Source organism: Erwinia amylovora, assembly GCF_017161565.1.
Taxonomy (GTDB): domain Bacteria; phylum Pseudomonadota; class Gammaproteobacteria; order Enterobacterales; family Enterobacteriaceae; genus Erwinia; species Erwinia amylovora.
Genome location: NZ_CP066796.1, coordinates 2,933,064 through 2,954,955, shown reverse-complemented (window position 1 = coordinate 2,954,955; position 21,892 = coordinate 2,933,064). Strand labels below are relative to the sequence as shown.

Annotated in this window: 11 protein-coding genes and 2 pseudogenes; 4 read left to right on the top strand and 9 right to left on the bottom strand. The window is 47.6% G+C overall.

All coding sequences use genetic code 11. From position 1 onward, the window contains the following. The first annotated feature begins 45 nt into the window (after nt 1-45). Both ampD and ampE read left to right on the top strand, forming a co-directional pair. Nucleotides 46-615: a 1,6-anhydro-N-acetylmuramyl-L-alanine amidase AmpD gene (gene ampD, locus JGC47_RS13515; protein ID WP_004159667.1), complete on the top strand. Its 570-nt coding sequence runs from the start codon at nt 46-48 to the stop codon at nt 613-615. Beyond that, the gene (ampE, locus tag JGC47_RS13510; RefSeq protein ID WP_004163027.1) at nt 612-1,466 is read left to right on the top strand and encodes a beta-lactamase regulator AmpE; all 855 of its coding nucleotides are present in this window, start codon (nt 612-614) and stop codon (nt 1,464-1,466) included. Before ampD ends, ampE begins: the two co-directional genes overlap by 4 nt. Nucleotides 1,467-1,541: 75 nt before the next feature. Here the strand turns inward: ampE and JGC47_RS13505 are convergent, their stop codons facing one another. From JGC47_RS13505 to aroP, 9 genes and pseudogenes are all read right to left on the bottom strand, one after another. Then, nucleotides 1,542-4,697 (bottom strand): dermonecrotic toxin domain-containing protein, encoded by a 3,156-nt coding sequence (locus tag JGC47_RS13505; RefSeq protein ID WP_004163026.1) that lies wholly within the window; start codon nt 4,695-4,697, stop codon nt 1,542-1,544. A gap of 281 nt (nt 4,698-4,978) precedes the next feature. Beyond that, the gene (locus JGC47_RS13500) at nt 4,979-8,233 is read right to left on the bottom strand and encodes a dermonecrotic toxin domain-containing protein (RefSeq protein WP_004164762.1); all 3,255 of its coding nucleotides are present in this window, start codon (nt 8,231-8,233) and stop codon (nt 4,979-4,981) included. A 468-nt stretch (nt 8,234-8,701) separates the two neighbouring features. After that, nucleotides 8,702-8,868, bottom strand: a pseudogene (locus JGC47_RS13495) (alpha-N-arabinofuranosidase); the annotation flags it as partial. A gap of 67 nt (nt 8,869-8,935) precedes the next feature. Continuing rightward, nucleotides 8,936-9,874, bottom strand: coding sequence for an omptin family outer membrane protease (locus JGC47_RS13490; RefSeq protein ID WP_004167089.1), 939 nt, complete (start codon nt 9,872-9,874; stop codon nt 8,936-8,938). A 1,384-nt stretch (nt 9,875-11,258) separates the two neighbouring features. Further along, a pseudogene (locus JGC47_RS13485) lies at nt 11,259-11,425 on the bottom strand (family 43 glycosylhydrolase); the annotation flags it as partial. A 67-nt stretch (nt 11,426-11,492) separates the two neighbouring features. Next, nucleotides 11,493-12,431 carry an omptin family outer membrane protease gene (locus tag JGC47_RS13480; RefSeq protein WP_004159658.1) on the bottom strand — a complete coding sequence of 313 codons (939 nt, stop codon included), beginning with the start codon at nt 12,429-12,431 and terminating at the stop codon, nt 11,493-11,495. Between the two features lie 1,385 nt (nt 12,432-13,816). Further along, nucleotides 13,817-14,767: a glycoside hydrolase family 43 protein gene (locus JGC47_RS13475; RefSeq protein ID WP_004159653.1), complete on the bottom strand. Its 951-nt coding sequence runs from the start codon at nt 14,765-14,767 to the stop codon at nt 13,817-13,819. Then, on the bottom strand, nt 14,764-16,179 hold the full coding sequence (locus JGC47_RS13470) for a glycoside-pentoside-hexuronide (GPH):cation symporter (RefSeq protein WP_004159652.1): 1,416 nt from the start codon (nt 16,177-16,179) through the stop codon (nt 14,764-14,766). The genes JGC47_RS13475 and JGC47_RS13470 overlap by 4 nt, the downstream gene beginning before the upstream one ends. Before the next feature lie 168 nt (nt 16,180-16,347). Beyond that, nucleotides 16,348-17,703: an aromatic amino acid transporter AroP gene (gene aroP / locus JGC47_RS13465; RefSeq protein WP_004159650.1), complete on the bottom strand. Its 1,356-nt coding sequence runs from the start codon at nt 17,701-17,703 to the stop codon at nt 16,348-16,350. A 613-nt stretch (nt 17,704-18,316) separates the two neighbouring features. Here aroP and pdhR point away from each other — a divergent pair. Next, nucleotides 18,317-19,081 (top strand): pyruvate dehydrogenase complex transcriptional repressor PdhR, encoded by a 765-nt coding sequence (gene pdhR / locus JGC47_RS13460; RefSeq protein WP_013035873.1) that lies wholly within the window; start codon nt 18,317-18,319, stop codon nt 19,079-19,081. A 145-nt stretch (nt 19,082-19,226) separates the two neighbouring features. Next, the gene (gene aceE / locus JGC47_RS13455; RefSeq protein WP_004159647.1) at nt 19,227-21,890 is read left to right on the top strand and encodes a pyruvate dehydrogenase (acetyl-transferring), homodimeric type; all 2,664 of its coding nucleotides are present in this window, start codon (nt 19,227-19,229) and stop codon (nt 21,888-21,890) included. The last annotated feature ends 2 nt before the right edge of the window (nt 21,891-21,892 follow it).

Sequence of the window (21,892 nt, the reverse complement as noted above, 5' to 3'; positions counted from 1 at the left end):
ACATTCATGCTAACCTGTATCTATCAGAATACAGGAGACCAGGGTATGCAGCTGCAAGAAGGTTGGATCGCGGGCATACGGCGCGTGCCGTCGCCGCATTTCAATCAGCGACCATATGATGAAACGCCTTCACTGTTAGTCATTCACAACATCAGTCTGCCGCCCGGTGAGTTTGGCGGCCCGTGGATTGATGCGCTGTTTACCGGGCGGCTTCATGCGGGCGATCATCCCTGTTTTGCCGGCATATGCCAGCTGCAGGTTTCTGCGCACTGTCTGATCCGCCGTGATGGCGAGATCGTACAATATGTTCCTTTTCACCTGCGGGCCTGGCATGCTGGCGTCTCCAGCTATCAGGGGCGCGAAGCCTGCAATGATTTTTCGATTGGTATTGAACTGGAAGGCACGGATACGCTGCCTTATACCGATGCGCAATATCAGGCTTTACGCGCGGTCACTGAATTACTGGTTCAGCATTATCCATCGATTGCCCAGCATATTGCCGGCCATAGCGACATTGCTCCACAGAGAAAAACCGATCCCGGGCCATCTTTCGACTGGGCGCGGTTTCGCGCCGGTCTGGTATCCCACATCCAAACAACGGGAGTTAAGGAATGACATTAGTTAGTCTGTTACTGGTTCTCGGATGGGAACGTTTATTCAAACTGGGCGAGCACTGGCATTTCGATCACCATCTGATACCGCTGTTCCGTGCGCGTAAGCATTTTTCTCTGGCGCGTACTTTGCTCATGTTGTTGGTGTTCATGGGGCTGGTGGCGCTTTGTTTGCTGGCATTGAAAGGGCTGTTTTTTGGCGTTCCCAAGCTACTGTTTTGGATACTGGTGGGGCTTTTATGTATCGGGGCAGGATCGGTACGCCTGCACTACCACGCCTATCTTAAAGCAGCTGCTCACAACGATACTGCGGCGCACAATGCTATGGCCGAAGAGTTAACATTAATCCACGGCGTGCCCGTTGACTGTGACGAGCGTGAGTATCTGCGCGAGCTGCAAAATGCATTATTGTGGATTAACTACCGCTTTTATCTGGCTCCGTTGTTCTGGTTTGTGGTTGGTGGCCCATGGGGGCCGGTGCTGCTGGTGGGATACGCATTTCTGCGCGCCTGGCAAAGCTGGCTGGCGCGTATACCTGATCCTCTGGCTCGCGCTCAGTCTGGTGTTGATGCCATTCTGCATTGGGCAGACTGGGTGCCGGTTCGGCTGGCAGGCGTTGCCTATGCGTTACTGGGTCATGGTGAGCGTGCGCTGCCTGCTTGGTTTGCTTCACTGGGCGATCGTTATACCTCGCAGTATCAGGTGTTGACCACTCTGGCGCAGTTCTCGCTGGTACGAGATCCGCATCTGGATAAGGTTGAAACGCCACGCGTGGCGGTAGCACTGGCAAAAAAAGTATCGCTGGTACTGGTGGTTGTGGTGGCGTTACTGACAATTTACGGCACGTTGGTCTGATGCGGGCTGCCGGCGGTTTTCCCGGCAGGAGGGAAATACCAACGCACTGATATTATGCCAGTCAGCTGACCGGACTCACGGCAACGGCCTAAATGATGCGTTTTTGGCAGAACGTGGTGCCGCAGCGATAAAGACTAAGCCAAGATAGCGATAATTATCGCTGTCCAGGCTATTCACTTTATCCGCACCTCTTTTAGACATTTTATTGTGGTCCAGATTTGCCAGGTGTTTAACATGAGCAACGAAGGTATCAGCATTATCCATGATCAAGTTTGATTTTAATATCGGGGTGGTTTTAAGTATATTCAAACTCGTTTCAGCATTAACGAACTGGTTTATCCCAAAGTGATGATAAACATCATTCATAAATTTTTTAAAATAAATATTATTTTTTATTTCTCCGTTGTCTATTTCACTATTAATTTTCCGGCGCAGTGCACGAGTATCACCAGGTAAGAAATTTTCTTCGTAGATATCATTATAGCAAACATCCAGGGTATTAGACGTTAAGTGAGAGGTTTCATGGATGAACGTGGAATCAAGGTAGTTAACGTTCATCCCCATTATGGAACTGCCGATGGGTCTGTTCTCTACATTAGAGTCAAGCATGATAAATATTCTACGATAAGGATCTTCCAAAAAAGTAAAAGCCAGTGGGATCTTCCGGAGGTGGTTTAGATCCTGAATGATACTCTGAGAATTAAATGGATTAACCGCATCTACAATCCGCCGGGTGGAAACGATAATGATATTGTTGTAATCAATTCTTTCAGATTCATTCAAAAAATCACGAGCGCGCCATAGTTGCCCCTTAAGTCTGAGCATCGCTTGAGTAATTATTCTTTCACTACGAGTGTTAAGAGACAGACAAAGGTATTCCCTGATTTTAGTTTCATAAGAAACGTCATTTATCCTGGTGATTGCCAGCGCAATATTTTCCTGAGCGGATCTGAAGGCTATTTTGTACTTTACGCGTGCAAGCGTTATAAACGGGGGGGCTGAATTATCTTGAGGAAAACCGTAAAATAAATCATATGTATTACCCTGTAGATCACGGGTAATGAAATTATTTATATCTCTGCTCAGAGCCGGCAAATCTGCGGTAAATGGCACTTTTCTTATCGGTAAAAATGTATTTATGCCCTTGACCCGTTCAATCTGTTCAGCGGTTAACGCCCTGGCGGTGGGGGCTTGTCGATAAATATATCTAACTTCATCGGTTGTTAATTCACCATTTTTTTTCAATCTTTCATTGAAAACGCTCAGGCCAGAGGTATCAACTTCATTTTTTACCGACGCTATAAACTTATAGCCCTCCGTGTCAGGTAATGTTATTGCCTTATCCAGAACAACCATTGTGATGAGGCTAACAGCGTCATTTTTGATCTTACCCCATGCTTGCATCTGCTCATCATAGGTGACAGCATCGATAGCATGCTCAATATGAATAGCCAGGGTCAGAAAGGGGGATAGCGGATTAGGAATGATATTTGATGCTTCAATCATCTCTTCATAGATATCACGCTCGACCCTTAAATCTGATTTTATCTGTGAACTGAGGTCAGATAATTCTTTATTTTTTACGCTTTTGAAAAAATCTGCAAAGAAGTGATTAGGCGAAATGAAGGCTGATTTGATTGCAATTCTTTCAGAGTAACTATTATCATTATTAATTGTATTTAACCAGGCATCAATACCATCGTAAAACAGATTGTTCTGCCTGTTTGCTATGGTAAAGTGAGAGGCTATCATAGCCCGACGCTCTTCGGTCGCGCAGGCATTGGCAACCCATGACCGCATCTCAAAAGCTCCCCTGAAGGAGAATAACTTAAAGTCACTTTTGGGAAAATATAGCGTTACCCGACCACTAAGACTATTCTTGAAGATATAAGCATTTGCCGCACTGTAGCCGTTAATATCAAAAAGAGCAGCGGTGACGTTACTGTTTTTTAACAAGCCCACCCCGCTTAGCACATCTGTAGCTGAATTATGGTCAATCTGACTAATGTCAAGATGATTGATAAAAGAAATAAAGAGATTTTTGATATGCTCGTTTTTCTGACCGTAGCGGTCGGTGAGTTTTTGTTTAGCATAATTATAAAAATCAATCTTCCAAACCAGATCGCCGAACTTACTGGGCTCTATTTTTATCCTGTCGCGATATTCAAAATTATTGATATGGCTGTCCAGATACGAGACATCATAAATTGCACTTACCGCATCTACCCGCACGTAGTATTTCCAGAAGTCGCTGCCAAAATTGGTAAAAAGGCATTCTGTGAGCGTTTTCTTGATTAAAGGTTTAAAATAAGTCATGTTAACGCCATCATCAAAGCGCTCCATAAATGTGATAAAATAAGTCCGATCTGGATTGATATCTAAATGAAATTGCTGATTGATCCTTTCACGTAAAATATGAGAGGCAATAACTTTAAGTGCTGGATATTTAATATTGTACTTTTTAAAATATGCAATCAGCGCCTCACGCCCAGCTTTAAAAAAGGAAGAGAGGGGGGCTTCATTTACTGTGGCATTATGGCCAGTTTTTAAACTAAGAATGTTATCTGTAAATTCCTGAATAATACTTTGCGTATCATTTTCTTTGCCATCAGGCGTCTTTTCGCTAAGGGGGGATGCCAGGGCGAAGCGGGCGTTTAGCGGATCATGGCGATTGATGAAATCGCCAACCTGATCCAAAGCAGTTGCAATGTGACTCAGCAGATTGCTGAACTTATTGCCAGCCCAGTTTTCTCTTACTGTTGACTTAACGGAGGAGGGAATGATTTTAGTGCGCGGCTTGTTCAGCGTCTTCTCTGCTGCTTGCAATCGGGTAAGCTTATCGAGAGCCAGACAGACTTTACGATCCAGCCGCTTTAATTCCGGGCAGAAGTTATCATTGAGCTGCCGTTTTGCCATAAGTCCGCCTTTGCTGCTATTTTCCCCGCTCGTATCTTGTGCCAGTGCATGCTGATTGACGAAAGTCAAATCATATGGTGATGGATAAATGATTGCAGGCGTATTCACCGGGCTGTTGATTGTTGAAACATTATTGTAGCTTTGCTGTGCACAGGTAGCGCGTGACAGGCAATGTAGAAATACATTGGACAAATCCTGGCGAATTAAATTACCGCTATGTCTCCCTGGATTTTTCGCCATTTTTTTTATCGACTCTTGCTGTACTATCTGCTCGTAAGCCAGGCGGGCATTCTGCTGAAATGAAGGGATTGTCATTTTTTACGTCCTGTACTTTCTCTGGGGTGATAAGGAATGGGTATTCTCTGTGAAAATGTCTTCTCAGGTGATGTGAGCGGGTAAATGAATTTTTTGTTAACGGGAGAAAATTCATAGAGAGGGCGTACGCATAAGCGGCCTGTGCGGCGATCTGCTCAGGTGTAAAACATACGATGACTCACAAGAGGTAACAGCAGGGTAGTTGTGATAAAGGCTGGAATTGATGTCCTCTACCACAATGATCACGGCTAACGCTATTCTATATCATTAGCATGATTCCTTTATCGGGAGGTGAGGTTAAGGGCTGAGAGAAAATGATCACGGCTTGAAGTAAGTATGAGCATAATAAAGGTATCAATATCAATATCAATATCAATATCAATATCATATTTTTTATTTACAGATCGGGTATGCCTTATATTATTATTCAAAGCAGACAAATATTTAACGAACGTAACAAAACTATCGGCATTGTTCATCAGCATATTTGCTTTTAGCATAGGATCCTTTATCACCATCTTGTTTGCCACATTAGCATTATAGGGCGTAGTGATACCAAGGTATTTATAAGCCTCGCGCATAAAAACTTCAAAATCTTTATTTTCTTTCAGCAGATTATTGGTAAGTTTGTGATTAAATTTTTCCAAAATGGTTGTAGGGTTACCCGGATCGAAAACCCTGTCAAAACATTCGTTGTAACAAAAGTCCATCGTATCAGACGACAGATGGGATGCCTCATGTATAAATACGCCATCGACCAAATCAATATTTCTGTTAAGAATATTGTCTCCTGAAGCTCTCAATTCCTGACTGGCATCGAGCATGAGGAAGATTCTTCTGTGAGGGTCAAATTTACTGGAAAAACCCAGTGGCAGACTTTTAAGATACGCCATATCCTTAATTTTACTTCTAAACAAAAACTTATTACTTCGGTTGACGACCTGTCTTGTTGAAACAAAGCCTATATTTTCAAAACCCCTGGATTCACATTCGATTAGGTAACTGTCTGCACGTTGAACCTGATATTGTAGTCTTAATACTGCTTCTGTCAGTATATTTGGGTCGGAAGTATCAAGGGCAGTAGATAAATACGCCTTTATGTTGTTTTCAAATTCTAAGTTATTCAAATTACCGAAGGCCGATTTTACGTGTTCTTTGGCTGACTCTAAAGCAGTCCTGCTTCTTATTCTGGCATGCTTTATATATTCGGGAATAGCTACTTCATGATTTTCCAACCCATAGTAAACATCGAAAGCGTTTTCCTGGAGATCTTTGTAAATATGGTCGCCAATAATATGGTCTAACAATTCAATGTTGCTGGTATGTGGTATGCTTTTTGGGGGTAAAAATCTCGTCAGATAACGTATTGTCAGGGGGGGATCTTGTTTTTCTTCAAAAAGCCACCCCCATGACGGCGAGCCGGGATCACAATACTGGTCTTCATTGACAGTAAGATGAGTGTTTTGCGGGGAAGGTGGAGCATTTTCCTCGTCATCGAATAGCCAGTTCCATCCCGGTGACTGCGGATCAAAGATATGATATCCCGGCAGGGAGGGTTCACCGCTTTCCTGAAGCATTTTGCTAAGGCCTCTGATGTTTTCCTCATCGAATCCTTTCACTACAGCATCTATAAATTCGTAGCCTTTAATATCAGATAATTTTATCGTCTTGTCCAGGATCACCAGGGCGATGAGATTAACAATATCATTTTTAATCTTACTCCATTCCTGCATTTTCTCTGCATAGGTATCAGCATTTATAGCATGTTCAATATGCATCGCCAGAGACAGAAACGGTGATACCGGATTAGGCAGAATATTCGATGCGTCTGCCATCTCTTCCCACATATCACGCCTGACTTCTGCATCTGACTTTATCTGCGAGTCGAGGTCGGAGAACGTTTTAGCCTTAATGTTGTTATATAACACGGTAAAGAAATGCGCTGACGGGACTTCAGTTGACGTGATGGCAATCCTGTCACAGTAATCATTATCAAGATTGATCGAGTTCAGCCAGGCGTCCACACCGTAGTAAAACAGGCCATCCTGTCTGTTCGCTATGGTGAAGTGAGCAGCCAGCATTTTCCTGTGCTCTTCAGTAGCACAGGCATTGGCTACCCATGCGCGCATTTCAAAATCTCCTCTGAAAGAGATGAATTTGAAGTCACTCGCAGGGAAATACAGCGTCACCCGGTTGTTGTCTTTATTTCTGTATACGAATGCGTTAGCTGCACTATACTGATTGATATCAAAAAGGATTACGCTGACATTGTTATCTTTCAATACTCCCACCCCGTTCAGCACGTCTCTGGCAGAATCACTGTCAATCTGGCTGCTATCCAGGTGGTTTATAAAAGAGAGAAAATGGTTTTTAATATGATCATCTTTATGGTTGAAATAATCTGTGAATTTGACTTTCGCATAATTGTAAAAATCGATATCCCATATCAGTTGAATGAAGTCCGTGGGCTTTATTTTTATCGCATCGGATGAATCGTGCACTAAAAAGTTTACCTGTGAAATATCATAGATCCCACTCGCCACGTCCACATTTACCAGATAATCCTGAACTTCGCGACCAAAATTGGTAAAGAGATATTCGGTTAGCGTTTTTTTTGCTACAGGCGGGCCGTACTGAAGCAACTTATCTCCTTCATAGATGCTGACTTCAAACTGCATAAAATACACCTGGTCGGGATTAATAGTTAAGTGAAAGCGTTGCTTTATTTTTTCCTTCAGAATGGTACTGGCAAGCTGTTTGAGTGTTGGGTATTTTTCATTGTATCTGTGATAGAATCGACTCATCTCCTTCTGACCAGCATCTATAATCTTGCGGAGGTCAGGCTCGAATTTTTCATTATAATTTATTTGGTTAGTATCAGCTGTCTTAGTATCGTTGCCATCATTAGTTATCCACGGATTTAATTTTTCCTGTACCTGTTTTTTGGTGTGGTAAGAAAAGGCTTGTACCTGCTGAATGCGTAGCGGGTCATAATAAGAGATAAATTCACTGGCCTGATATGCAATCCTTTCAATCTTATTCAGCAGCGCGGTGATGCTATCGCCAACTCTTTTGGCTGTGGTCACTGGCTGGTGGCCGGGCAGTATAATTTTCGCGTCCGGCTCACTGAAAGACGGATCGGCTGTTTGCAGGCGGGTGAGTTTATCGATTGCCTGAAATATTGCCTGTGAACGCTCGTTAGTAAGGTGGCTCGGGCAATGGTTGTTCTGGATTTTTTTTGTGCCGTTGCTGCATGTCCTTGATCGCAAGAGCGCATACTGGCTGGCGCAGACAGCATGATGTGCAGAGGGGTAAATCACGGCAGTCAGGCTGCTCCCGCTGCTGGCTGTTGTGCTATCGCTTTGCTGCGAGCTGGTAGCCTGAAAAAGGCAATGAAGAAAAACTTTGGACAAATCCTGGCGGATAATATTACTGCTGTTTCTTCCGGGATTGTTAGCCATTTGTCTGACAAAATCATCATGACTACTCTGGTTGCTGGATCCGCAGAAACTTCGATGGTGTGAGGGTATTGGCATATTTTATCTCCCGTGTGCGAGGATAAATCCACAGAAAATTATCAACGCGCGTGTAGTTTGCTGTTTCTTAATTTTCTTCTTTTGAGTGGTTATCTATTTCGTAAGTCAGTCATGTACATCAGGGCTAAGGATCGGTGTTATTTGCGCATTCTGCTGATTGTGGTTGGTGTTAAGATAGAGAGTTTACAGGGCCAAATAAGTAAAAGATGTGATTGGTGCCCATAATAAGACGGTATTACAGACTTATTTGCCACTCATTTTCCTGGTAAGATTATTTATTCTTCAAGGTTAATCGAAAATCACCTGGGAATAATTATTCTAAATGTATCAATTGCCAGACTTTTCGTGCTCCTGGCGGGTATTTTTTCACTAGTATAATGATGCGATTAATCCCGATTAAAATAATAGCGTGCAGATTTGAATTTCACTGCCAAAAAACGGTTTATTGTCGTTAATGATACCGATCGTTTACGTCACGCCGTCTGCCGTGGGCGTAGCGAACTGCGGCATGCCTTTTGCATCCCAGTCAAAGCGTTTGATCCGCGTATGGCGGCCGGGATCATAAATCGGGTCGCCGTCTATTTCGCTATATCTGCGTGCGTGATACACCAGCACATTCTCGCCATTATTCCTTTGGAAACGCGGTTATCAGCAGGAAAAAGCGAAGAAGAGAAGCTGGACGTGAAGTCCAGCTAACTGACATTAAAAAGTATATTTAAGGCCGATCGTAGTGGTCAGGCTATAGTTCTCAATGCCGCTGGGGAAATGATCGTCTTGCGCAGTGCCTTCAACGTGATCGTACCTGACGCTTTTGCCCGTGTTATTGGTTGTGCGGCTCCAGACCCCCTCCAGATAAACCATAGCGTTGGGAGTGACGTAGTATCCGGCGTTCGCACCGAGAGAGAGGTAATTCTGATTCCGTATTTTACTGCTGAAAGAAATGTTGTTACCGGATTCGTCCTCGTTGTCATAAGAACGCCCCCATCTACTGTATTTTAAGCTACCGCCTAATTCGTAACGTTCGTAGCGGTAGCTACCTACGAGGCCGACGTAAGGCATTTTAAAACGCTGGTTGTAGCCGTTCACAACGTCGTAGGGGACAGTATACGAGACGCGTGTGCCCCCATCGTTATAAAAGCCAAAACCACCGTTAGTTTTAAAGCTATAGCGGCTCTCCTGATAGCCTGCTGTGACACCGAGGCGGTAACCAGGTTCGTTTAAAAACCATGCCTTGATATTGAGATCGAACTGGTTTGCGTAGTTTAAGCGCATGTACGGAGAATAAAATTCACCCTCCGGTTGATTATCAAAGGGGTCTTCAAAATAGCTGATATGCTTGTCGCCGCCACGGCTGGCAATGGTCGTCCAGCCCGAAGCGCCAAGAGATATCCATGGCATGACATCCCAGTCAAGTGAACTTTTGACGATTGCCGCGTTATTGTATTTCCAGGTGGCCTGGTAGATTTCCTTTCCACCAAAATCTGGCTCATAAACGTGCGCCTTGGTCTGGCCGCTCAGGGTACCCAAAGCAATATCAGCGCTGACTTTCTCAGGGGTAAATAGACCTTGCCCCGCGTCGGCCACAGCGGCAAAGGCCACCGGTGCGCAAGCGAATAAGGCCATCATTTGGCGTAGTATCATCATTTATCCTCATTAATTACTTCATCAACGTTTCTTTATTTTTGACCACCACCTGCTGAGTTGACCTCCTGTCAACAGGGAAGTAGCCAGTATTGATATGTGGATCGAAAGCTATCGAGGGTAAAGCGATCCTTGAGGATGACGCGCTCCATCTTTCGCCAATGATGCAAGGCCATACCAACATCCTTTGGCCCTATAGGATTACGCTACCTGAATAGACTTTTTACGCAAACTACAGACGCTGAACTTCAATATAAACAAGATATTGCTTACGCATAACGTATTAAATATGTGCGTTGATAAAGTAGTTAATAGAAATACGTTAACTAACCCCACGCAAGAGAGTGCAGGCGGTCATCAGTTCTGAAGATGACCCATATTTGGTCGACTTTAACAGTATTAGCAGGATGATAATACCGTGTACAGTTTTAAACTGTTTTTTTAATATTATGTGATGCGCGTCACATTATAAGATGCAGGTGCGTTTTGTTATAATGTTAATTTCGCAATGCAACATTTATTTCAAGTACATAAAAAATAATGAAGTTTTAGCTTAGCGTCAGTCGTTATTGATTTATGAAAACGGGTTAAAGTTTCTGTTTTTTCGCCGCGCCGCGCAAAGTACATCTGGCTTAATTAACTGCGTAGCTTAAGTTAAGACATTCTGAAGAAAGACAGGCTTAATGTCTGAAATCAGGACTGACTTACAGGGGAACAGCTGTCTGAGACAATGGATTAAGCATAGTAATGATTTATCGCCGGGGGAGAAAACGTGCCAGCGGCAGAGAGATAGCCTGTGCCATATTGAACAAACCCTGGCGGATTATATTACCGCTATGAAATCCGGGTTTTTTTTGCCAGCTTTTTAACAAAAGCATCATGACTGTGCTGACTGGTAAATGTGTCGTTATTGTGATGGCCCGAAGGTATTGGCATGCTTAATGTTCTGTAATTATAGTAACTATTGCTTCTCCACGGTAAATAATATTTGTTGATTAACAGGCTTAAGTTGTTATTTTACTTATTGATCAGATATAAGATTAATAAGAGGCTTAGGCAAAAAAGCTTCACACCACGTCCTGTCAGAGGTGCGAAGGGAAGAGAGATTACAGGGAGAAAATAACAGATGTGATCCGTACCCTTCTTGCCGTTATATAAAGTTATTTTTAATCTTTTTTAATATAAGTGGCATAAAGTCTGTCGAAAATTATCGGATGGCATGCTTTTTGATGTTTTTAATCTCATGAAACGTTAAGCTTTTTCTTGGGAGAGACTATTTTTTTAGCGGGTTTAACGTTGAAAGGACCCCTGATTAAAACAATAGCGTGCAGATTTGAATTCCACCGCCAAAAAACGGTTTATCGTCGTTAATGATACCGATCGCTTACGTCACGCCGTCTGCCGGAGGCGTAGCGAACTGCGGCATGCCTTCTGCATCCCAGTCAAAGCGTTTGATCCGCGTGTGGCGGCCGGGATCATAAAGCGGGTCGCCGTCAATTTCGCTATAGCTGCGTGCGTGATACACCAGCACATTCTCGCCGTTATTCCTTTGGAAACGCGGTTATCAGCAGGAAAAAGCGAAGAAGAGAAGCTGGACGTGAAGTCCAGCTAACTGACATTAGAAAGTATATTTAAGGCCGATCGTAGTGGTCAGGCTATAGTTCTCAATGCCGGTGGAGTGTTGATTGTCTTGCGCAGTGCCATCAAAGTGATCGTATATGACGCCTTTGCCCGTGTTATGGGTTGTGCGGCTCCAGACCCCCTCCAGATAAACCATAGCGTTGGGAGTGACGTAGTATCCGGCGTTCGCACCGAGAGAGAGGTAATTCTGATTCCGTATTTTACTGCTAAAAGATAAGTTGGTATCGGATTCGCTCTGGTTGTCATAAGAACGCCCCCATCTACTGTATTTTAAGCTACCGCCTAATTCGTAACGTTCGTAGCGGTAGCTACCTACGAGGCCGACGTAAGGCATTTTAAAACGCTGGTTGTAGCCGTTCAAAACGTCGTAGGGGACAGTATATGAGACGCGTGTGCCCCCATCGTTATAAAAGCCAAAACCACCGTTAGATTTAAAGCTATAGCGGCTCTCCTGATAGCCTGCTGTGACACCGAGGCGGTAACCAGGTTCGTTTAAAAACCATGCCTTGATATTGAGATCGAACTGGTTTGCGTAGTTTAAGCGCATGTACGGAGAATAATATTCACTCTCCGGTTGATTATCAAAGGGGTTTTCAGAAAGGCTGTTATGCCTGTTACCGTCACGGCTGGCAATGGTCGTCCAGCCCGAAGCGCCAAGAGATATCCATGGCATGACATCCCAGTCAAGTGAACTTTTAACGATTGCCGCGTTGTCGTATTTCCAGGTGGCCTGGTAGACTTCCTTTCCACCAAGAGCTGGCTCATAATTGAGCGCCTTGGCCTGTCCGCTCAGGGTACCCAAAGCAATATCAGCGCTGACTTTCTCAGGGGTAAATAGACCTTGCCCCGCGTCGGCCACAGCGGCAAAGGCCACCGGTGCGCAAGCGAATAAGGCCATCATTTGGCGTAGCATCATCATTTATCCTCATTAATTACTTCATCAACGTTTCTTTATTTTTGACCATCACCTGCTGAGTTGACCTCCTGTCAACAGGGAAGTAGCCGGTATTGATATGTGGATCGAAAGCTATCGAGGGTAAAGCGATCCTTGAGGATGACGCGCTCCATCTTTCGCCAATGATGCAAGGCCATACCAACATCCTTTGGCCCTATAGGATTACGCTACCTGAATAGGCTTTTTACGCAAATTACAGACGCTGAACTTCAATATAAACAAGATATTGCTTACGCATAACGTATTAAATATGTGCGTTGATAAAGTAGTTAATAGAAATACGTTAACTAACCCCACGCAAGAGAGTGCAGGCGGTCATCAGTTCTGAAGATGAGCCATATTTGGTCGACTTTAACAGTATTAGCAGGATGATAATACCGTGTACAGTTTTAAACTGTTTTTTTAATATTATGTGATGCGCGTCACATTATAAGATGCAGGTGCGTTTTGTTATAATGTTAATTTCGCAATGCAACATTTATTTCAAGTACATAAAAAATAATGAAGTTTTAGCTTAGCGTCAGTCGTTATTGATTTATGAAAACGGGTTAAAGTTTCTGTTTTTTCGCCGCGCCGCGCAAAGTACATCTGGCTTAATTAACTGCGTAGCTTAAGTTAAGACATTCTGAAGAAAGACAGGCTAAATGTCTGAAATCAGGACTGACTTACAGGGGAACAGCTGTCTGAGACAATGGATTAAGCATAGTAATGATTTATCGCCGGGGGAGAAAACGTGCCAGCGGCAGAGAGATAGCCTGTGCCATATTGAACAAACCCTGGCGGATTATATTACCGCTATGAAATCCGGGGTTTTTTTTGCCAACTTTTTAACAAAAGCATCATGACTGTGCTGACTGATAAATGTGTCGTTATTCTGATGGCCCGAAGGTATTGGCATGCTTAATGTTCTGTAATTATAGTAACTATTGCTTCTCCACGGTAAATAATATTTGTTGATTAACAGGCTTAAGTTGTTATTTTACTTATTGATCAGATATAAGATTAATAAGAGGCTTAGGCAAAAAAGCTTCACACCACGTCCTGTCAGAGGTGCGAAGGGAAGAGAGATTACAGGGAGAAAATAACAGATGTGATCCGTACCCTTCTTGCCGTTATATAAAGTTATTTTTAATCTTTTTTAATATAAGTGGCATAAAGTCTGTCGAAAATTATCGGATGGCATGCTTCTTGATGTTTTTAATCTCATGAAACGTTAAGCTTTTTCTTGGGAGAGACTATTTTTTCAGCGGGTTTAACGTTGAAAGGACCCCTGATTAAAACAATAGCGTGCAGATTTGAATTCCACCGCCAAAAAACGGTTTATCGTCGTTAATGATACCGATCGCTTACGTCACGCCGTCTGCCGGAGGCGTAGCGAACTGCGGCATGCCTTCTGCATCCCAGTCAAAGCGTTTGATCCGCGTGTGGCGGCCGGGATCATAAAGCGGGTCGCCGTCAATTTCGCTATAGCTGCGTGCGTGATACACCAGCACATCCTCGCCGTCCTCCCCCTTGGTAAAGCTGTTGTGGCCGGGGCCGTACTGTCGGTTCTTCCAGCTGCTGGTAAATACCGGCGCGGCAGATTTATGCCAGTTAGCGCTAACCAGCGGGTCGGCATCCGCATCAATCCACAGCAGCCCCATACAGTAGTTCTCATCGGTAGCGCTGGCCGAATAGCTGACAAACAGTCTCTGCCCGTGGCGGATCACCGCCGGGCCTTCATTGACGCTGAATCCGGCGCATTCCCACTCGTATTGCGGGCGGCTTAGCACGACAGGCTGGCCGCTGATTTGCCAGGGGGTAAGCAGTTGCGCCAGATAGAGATTAGAGTTACCGGGGATCGCCGGGTCTTTCTGCGCCCACAGATACCAGTTCTTGCCCTGGTGCACAAAATGGGTGGCATCCAGTGAAAAGCTGTTGATGGGGGTGTGGATCTGGCCGCGTTCCACCCAGTCACCCGTGAGCGGGTCGTCAGCATCGCAGGTCAGGGCAAACATGCGGTGTTGAAACAGGCCAGCTTTGATCTCCGGTGACAGGGCGGCGGCAAAATAGATCACCCACCGCCCGTCGATACGGTGCAATTCTGGTGCCCAGATCAGTGCACTCATTGGCCCGTCATCTGGTTTTCTCCATATCACTATCGCCGCCGCCTTTGCCAGCCCCGCCAGCGTATCAGCCCGGCGGATTTCCAGTCGGTCATATTCCGGTACCGAGGCAATAAAGTAGTAGCTGTTTTGATAGCGCAAGATAAAAGGGTCCGCGCGCTGTTCGATTAGCGGATTTGGCCAGTGGCTCATGGTATCTCTCCTTGTGATTGCGTGTTCAGCGCTTTGCCGTGCTGGTAATCGTTAAGTTCCTGATAGTTGGCGCGGCGCTGTTGCAGGTCGACCTGGATCTGCTGCATCAGCTGGCGGTCCACTTTTAACAGCCTGACCACGGCAGCAGTCATCAGGTAACCCAGCGCCGGAATGGCGGTAAACAGCAGCACAATACCGTTAAGTGCCGAAGGACTTTGTTGTTTCGCTGCGGCGTCGTAGCCGTACCAGGAAAGCAGGAAACCCACCATCGCTCCGGCCACCGCCAGGCCAACTTTAAGGAGGAAAAGATTGCCGGAGAAGCTGATGCCGGTAGTACGCTTACCGGTTTTCCATTCGCCGTAGTCATCCACGTCTGCCATCAGCGACCAGTGCAGCGGAGACGGGATTTGATGCAGGATGTTGAGCAGAAAATACATCACCAGGATCAGAATGGTGGCCTGCGGATCGAGGAAGTAAAAGCCGCCGGAAAAAGCGGCCAGCGCGATATTGGTCCAGAAGAAAACCTTCAATTTGCACCAGCGGTCGGTCAGCACTTTCGCCAGCGTGCTGCCGATCATCATGCCGATAACGCCGAGGCTGATAAACAGCGTAGCGAATTGGGTAGACTGCTGCATCACCCAGGTGACGTAGTACATGGTGGCCGCCATGCGAATAAAGCCGGGGCAGACGTTACACAGCGTTAGCAGCAAAATGCGCACCCACTGGTCATTTTTCCACACGTCACGCAGATCGGCTTTTAAATCATCATGACTCGGCACCGCCGGGTGAATACGCTCGCGCACCGTGGCGAAGCAGAACAGAAACATAAACAAACCAGTCAGCGCCAGCACGCTCATCGCCATCTGATAGCCGCGTGCTTTGTCCGCGCCGCCAAACCACTCGGCCAGCGGCAGCAGTGATAGCGAAAGGATCAACGTGGCAATCCCCACCATCACAAAACGGTAAGACTGGCAGGAGACGCGCTCGCCCGGATCGTTAGTCATCACGCCGCCCAGCGAGCAATAGGGAATATTGATGGCGGTGTAGGTCAGCGACATCAGGAAATAGGTAACAAAAGCGTAGATAACCTTGTTGTCATAGCTCCAGTCCGGGGTGGTGAACATCATGACGCTGAACAGCACGTAGGGCAGGGAGATCCACAGCAGCCAGGGGCGGAAACGTCCCCAACGACTTCGGGTGCGATCGGCGATAGCACCCATTATCGGGTCGGTGACCGCATCCAGCACCCTGACCGATAGCAGCAGCACGCCCACCAGCGCCGGGGCAAGGCCAAAGACATCGGTATAAAAGTAGTTAAGAAAAAGCATGATGGCACCGCCGATCATATTGCACCCGGCATCGCCCATTCCGTAGCCAATCTTCTCTTTAACAGTGAGTGCAGCGCCATTCATGGATGATCCTCCCGCTGTGGTTGGTACAGCAGAGTATTGACCCTTAACGGCCACCATGTGCAGGTACAAAACGTCGCAGAGATGGATAAAACGCGTGGGGAGTATTTAATGTGAAGCAGATAACAATTCGGCCAGCATGGCTGGCCGAATCAGAAGCGTGCGTGAAGATTACGCGCGCTGGGTACGGGTTTTAATCCAGTAACCAACGCCAAGGATCAGTACCCACACCGGGATCAGCCAGACGGAAATCGCCATACCCGGCGTGATGGCCATTAGCAGCAGGATCCCGGCCATAAACAGCAGGCAGAGCCAGTTACCCAACGGGTAGAACAACGCCGGGAAGCGGGTTTTTACCCCCTGATGGTCTTTTTTACGGCGGAATTTCATATGCGCCAGGCTGATCATTGCCCAGTTGATCACCAGAGCAGACACCACCAGCGCCATCAACAGAGCAAAAGCCCCAACGGGCATCAGGTAGTTGAGCAGTACACAGAGGCCGGTAGCAAAGCCAGAGAACAGAATTGACGCCACCGGCACGCCGCGACGGTCCACTTTCAGCAGCGCTTTGGGCGCATTGCCCTGCTGCGCCAGTCCAAACAGCATGCGGCTGTTACAGTAAACGCAGCTGTTATATACCGACAGCGCAGCGGTCAGGATCACCACGTTAAGGGCGTTTGCTACCAGCGCATCGCCCAGCTCGTGGAAGATCAGCACGAACGGGCTGGTATCGGCTGTGACTCGTGTCCACGGCAGCAGCGAGAGCAGCACGGCCAGCGAGCCGACATAGAAAATCAGGATGCGGTAAATCACCTGGTTAGTGGCTTTAGGAATGCTGGTTTCCGGGTTATCCGCTTCGGCAGCGGTAATGCCGACCAGCTCCAGGCCGCCGAATGAGAACATAATGATCGCCATCATCATCACCAGCCCGGTGAAACCGTGAGGCAGGAAGCCGCCCTGTTGCCACAGGTTACGCACGGTGGCTTGCGGCCCGCCGTGACCACTAAACAACAGCCAGCAGCCAAACAGGATCATCGCCACCACCGCCACCACTTTAATGATGGCGAACCAGAACTCCATCTCACCAAATACTTTTACATTCGTCAGATTGATGGCGTTGATCAGCACGAAGAACGCAGCGGCAGATATCCAGGTGGGGATCTCCGGGTACCAGAATTGTATATATTTACCGACGGCGGTCAGTTCAGCCATGGCGACCAGCACGTACAGCACCCAGTAGTTCCAGCCAGAGGCGAAACCGGCAAAGTTGCCCCAGTATTTATAGGCAAAGTGACTAAAGCTACCGGCTACCGGCTCTTCCACGACCATTTCACCCAGCTGGCGCATAATCAAAAATGCGATAAAGCCAGCGATGGCATAGCCAAGAATGACGCCCGGACCCGCGGATTGAATCACCGATGCGCTGCCCAGAAAGAGGCCGGTACCAACGGCCCCGCCCAACGCGATCAGCTGAATATGGCGATTTTTTAAGCCGCGTTTCAGCGTGTCGCTTTGCTGTTGTTGCATAGAAACCTCGTTCTTATGAGTGCCTTTGTCAGGCTTTAAACTCTGCCTTGCCCTATTCGCAGAGTTATTAGCTGTGCTTTTCGTCCTGATGATGTCGCGATATCAGCTCATCCTGGTGAGAGAATTTGCCCACTTCCTGTGGCCAGAAGCGTGACATTTTCGTTGTGGTGTATTGGAAACTTTACGCCAGGTTTTGAGTTAAATATGAGGCAAAAGCTACCCCAGCGCAGAGAATAGTGATATGCGCGCACTAATGCACCTGGTTTCGACTTATATAAGCAAGCTTGCCTAAAAAAGAAGCGATCGCACCAGGTTTACCTATCTTCATCTTTTGTCACAAATTCGCCAGAAAGATGAATAACGTTCTCTTATAAGCCGCCGGCGTTTCATCCACTAACTTGCTGGCTGGTTTCAATAAAGCGATCGGATTTAACAATTTTTTTACACCTGAAGCTACGCCAACTATACGCCTGAGCAAGCCAGGGTATGAGAACCAGCTCCGGTTTCCATGGGTTACCATATGGACATCAAGTGAATACTTTGTTAGTTTACTGGCACCTTTAATAAATTGGTATTACCAATTTACTCTGGCTAATCGTATAGAGAAGGGATGATGGCCTACAGCAAGATCCGCCAACCAAAGCTCTCTGATGTGATAGAGCAACAGCTTGAGTCCCTGATTATGGAAGGCACGCTGCGTCCCGGGGAGAAACTCCTGCCTGAACGCGAGCTGGCATTGCAGTTTGATGTCTCACGTCCTTCGCTGCGTGAGGCTATCCAGCGTCTGGAAGCAAAGGGGCTGCTGCTGCGCCGTCAGGGCGGTGGCACATTTGTGCAGAAAAGCTTGTGGAAAAGCCTGAGCGACCCGCTGGTTGAATTACTGGCCGGCCACCCTGAATCCCAGTTTGACCTGTTAGAAACGCGTCATGCGCTGGAAGGGATTGCTGCCTATTACGCAGCACTGCGCGGCACGGAGGAAGATCTGGCGCGTATTCGCGACTGCCATCTGCATATTCAGACCGCCCAGCAAAGCGGCGATCTGGATGCGGAAGCCAATGCTGTGATGCAGTATCAAATAGCTGTCACAGAAGCGGCGCATAATGTGGTGCTGCTGCATTTATTACGCAGCATGGGGCCGATGCTGGAACAGAACGTCAGACAGAACTTCGAAATGCTCTATTCGCGCCGTGAAATGCTGGTGCGGGTGAGCGAACATCGCGCCAGCATTTTTACGGCGATTGTGGCACGCGAGCCGGAAAGGGCGCGTGAAGCCTCACACCGCCATCTGGCGTTTATCGAGGAAGTATTGCTGGACAGAAGCCGGGAGCAAAGCCGCAGAGAACGCTCCCTGCGCCGTTTACAGCAACGTAAGGACTAACGCGTAGCTAAAAACGCGAAGCGTACCTGATAAAGGTATGTTACCCACGAAGGGCCTGTCTCCCCGTGCTTTGCAGTCAATCAGAGCACAGAGAGACAGGTTCCAGACAATTCAACGAAATTAGACACAGATAAGGAATACCCCCATGTCAGAACGTTTAATCAATGACGTGGATCCGATGGAAACTCGCGACTGGTTAGAAGCGATCGAGTCGGTCATCCGTGAAGAAGGTGTTGAGCGCGCACAGTATCTGATCGACCAGGTACTGAGCGGAGCACGTAAAGGCGGCGTTAAAGTGGCTGCCGGTGCGTCCGCCAGCCACTATATCAACTCTATTGCCGTTGAAGATGAGCCGGAATACCCTGGCAACGCTTCTTTAGAGCGCCGCATCCGTTCCGCTATCCGCTGGAATGCGATCATGACCGTTCTGCGCGCGTCGAAAAAAGATCTGGAACTGGGTGGTCACATGTCCTCCTTCCAGTCTTCTGCCACCGTATATGAGGTGTGCTTCAACCACTTCTTCCGTGCGCGCACCGACAAAGACGGCGGCGATCTGGTTTACTTCCAGGGCCACATTTCTCCGGGTGTCTATGCCCGCGCCTTCCTTGAAGGCCGTCTGACTGAAGAGCAGATGAACAACTTCCGTCAGGAAGTGCACGGTAAAGGCCTGTCCTCTTACCCGCACCCTAAACTGATGCCTGACTTCTGGCAGTTCCCGACCGTTTCTATGGGCCTTGGCCCGCTGGGGGCGATCTATCAGGCTAAATTCCTGAAATACCTGGAACATCGTGGCCTGAAAGACACTTCTGCCCAGACCGTTTACGCCTTCCTGGGTGACGGAGAGATGGACGAGCCGGAATCCAAAGGGGCGATCACCATCGCCACCCGTGAAAAACTGGATAACCTGGTGTTCATCATCAACTGTAACCTGCAGCGCCTTGACGGCCCGGTTACCGGTAACGGCAAGATCATCAACGAACTGGACGGCATCTTTGGCGGCGCCGGTTGGGAAGTGATCAAAGTTATCTGGGGCGGCCGTTGGGACGAGCTGCTGCGCAAAGATACCAGCGGTAAACTGATCCAGCTGATGAACGAAACCGTTGACGGTGATTATCAGACCTTCAAATCGAAAAACGGTGCCTACGTTCGTGAGCACTTCTTCGGTCGCTATGCGGAAACCGCCGAGCTGGTAAAAGATATGACCGACGACGAGATCTGGTCACTGAACCGTGGCGGCCACGATCCGAAGAAAATCTATGCCGCGCTGAAAAAAGCGCAGGACACCAAAGGTAAGCCGGTGGTGATCCTCGCGCATACCGTTAAAGGTTACGGCATGGGTGAAACCGCGGAGGGCAAAAACATTGCTCACCAGGTGAAGAAAATGAACATGGATGGCGTGCGCTACATCCGCGATCGCTTCAACGTGCCGGTTGACGATGCCAACATCGAAAAACTGCCGTATGTGACGTTCGAAAAAGGTTCAGACGAATACAACTATCTGCACGGTCAGCGTGAGAAGCTGGGTGGTTACCTGCCAACGCGTGAAGCGACATTCAGCGAGAAGCTGGAAATGCCGGCGCTGGAAGATTTCCGTCAGCTGCTGGATGAGCAGAACAAAGAGATCTCAACCACAATCGCCTTCGTGCGCGCCCTGAACGTGATGCTGAAGAACCCGTCGATCAAAGATCGCCTGGTGCCGATCATCGCCGACGAAGCGCGTACCTTCGGCATGGAAGGTTTGTTCCGCCAGATCGGTATCTACAGCCCGAATGGCCAGCAGTACACGCCGCAGGATCGTGAGCAGGTTGCTTACTATAAAGAAGACGAGAAAGGTCAGATCCTGCAGGAAGGCATTAATGAACTGGGTGCAGGCGCATCGTGGCTGGCGGCGGCAACGTCTTACAGCACCAACAATCTGCCAATGATCCCGTTCTATATCTATTACTCGATGTTTGGCTTCCAGCGTATCGGCGATCTGTGCTGGGCAGCGGGCGACCAGCAGGCGCGCGGCTTCCTGGTTGGCGGCACCTCCGGCCGTACCACGCTGAACGGCGAAGGTTTGCAGCATGAAGATGGTCACAGCCATATTCAGTCGCTGACCATCCCGAACTGTATCTCCTACGATCCGGCTTACGCTTATGAAGTAGCGGTCATCATGCATGACGGCCTGGTGCGTATGTACGGCGAAGCGCAGGAAAACATTTACTACTACATCACCACGCTGAACGAAAACTACCACATGCCTGCCATGCCGCAGGGAGCAGAAGAAGGTATTCGTAAGGGTATCTACAAGCTGGACACCCTTGAAGGCAGCAAAGGTAAAGTACAGCTGCTGGGTTCAGGCTCTATTCTGCGTCACGTCCGTGAAGCGGCAGAGATCCTGGCGAAAGACTACGGCGTGGGTTCTGACGTGTACAGCGTGACCTCGTTCACCGAACTGGCGCGTGACGGTCAGGACTGCGAGCGCTGGAATATGCTGCACCCAACTGAAGAAGCCCGCGTACCGTACATCGCTCAGGTGATGAACGATGCCCCGGCCGTGGCGTCTACTGACTACATGAAACTGTTTGCCGAGCAGGTGCGCAGCTTCATCCCGGCCAGCGACTATCGCGTACTGGGTACCGACGGTTTCGGTCGTTCAGACAGCCGTGAAAACTTGCGTCACCACTTCGAAGTGGACGCATCCTACGTAGTGGTTGCCGCGCTGGGTGAACTGGCTAAACGTGGCGAAATCGATAAGAAAGTGGTGGCTGACGCTATTGCTAAATTCGACATCGATGCTGATAAAGTTAACCCGCGCCTGGCATAAGA

What these genes read in the sequence shown, in the direction of transcription:
- ampD (WP_004159667.1), top strand. Translation starts at nt 46, where the DNA reads ATGCAGCTGCAAGAAGGTTGGATCGCGGGCATACGGCGCGTGCCGTCG.
- JGC47_RS13470 (WP_004159652.1), bottom strand. Translation starts at nt 16,179, where the DNA reads ATGAATGGCGCTGCACTCACTGTTAAAGAGAAGATTGGCTACGGAATG.
- JGC47_RS13500 (WP_004164762.1), bottom strand. Translation starts at nt 8,233, where the DNA reads ATGCCAATACCCTCACACCATCGAAGTTTCTGCGGATCCAGCAACCAG.
- JGC47_RS13505 (WP_004163026.1), bottom strand. Translation starts at nt 4,697, where the DNA reads ATGACAATCCCTTCATTTCAGCAGAATGCCCGCCTGGCTTACGAGCAG.
- ampE (WP_004163027.1), top strand. Translation starts at nt 612, where the DNA reads ATGACATTAGTTAGTCTGTTACTGGTTCTCGGATGGGAACGTTTATTC.
- JGC47_RS13490 (WP_004167089.1), bottom strand. Translation starts at nt 9,874, where the DNA reads ATGATACTACGCCAAATGATGGCCTTATTCGCTTGCGCACCGGTGGCC.
- aceE (WP_004159647.1), top strand. Translation starts at nt 19,227, where the DNA reads ATGTCAGAACGTTTAATCAATGACGTGGATCCGATGGAAACTCGCGAC.
- JGC47_RS13480 (WP_004159658.1), bottom strand. Translation starts at nt 12,431, where the DNA reads ATGATGCTACGCCAAATGATGGCCTTATTCGCTTGCGCACCGGTGGCC.
- JGC47_RS13475 (WP_004159653.1), bottom strand. Translation starts at nt 14,767, where the DNA reads ATGAGCCACTGGCCAAATCCGCTAATCGAACAGCGCGCGGACCCTTTT.
- aroP (WP_004159650.1), bottom strand. Translation starts at nt 17,703, where the DNA reads ATGCAACAACAGCAAAGCGACACGCTGAAACGCGGCTTAAAAAATCGC.
- pdhR (WP_013035873.1), top strand. Translation starts at nt 18,317, where the DNA reads ATGGCCTACAGCAAGATCCGCCAACCAAAGCTCTCTGATGTGATAGAG.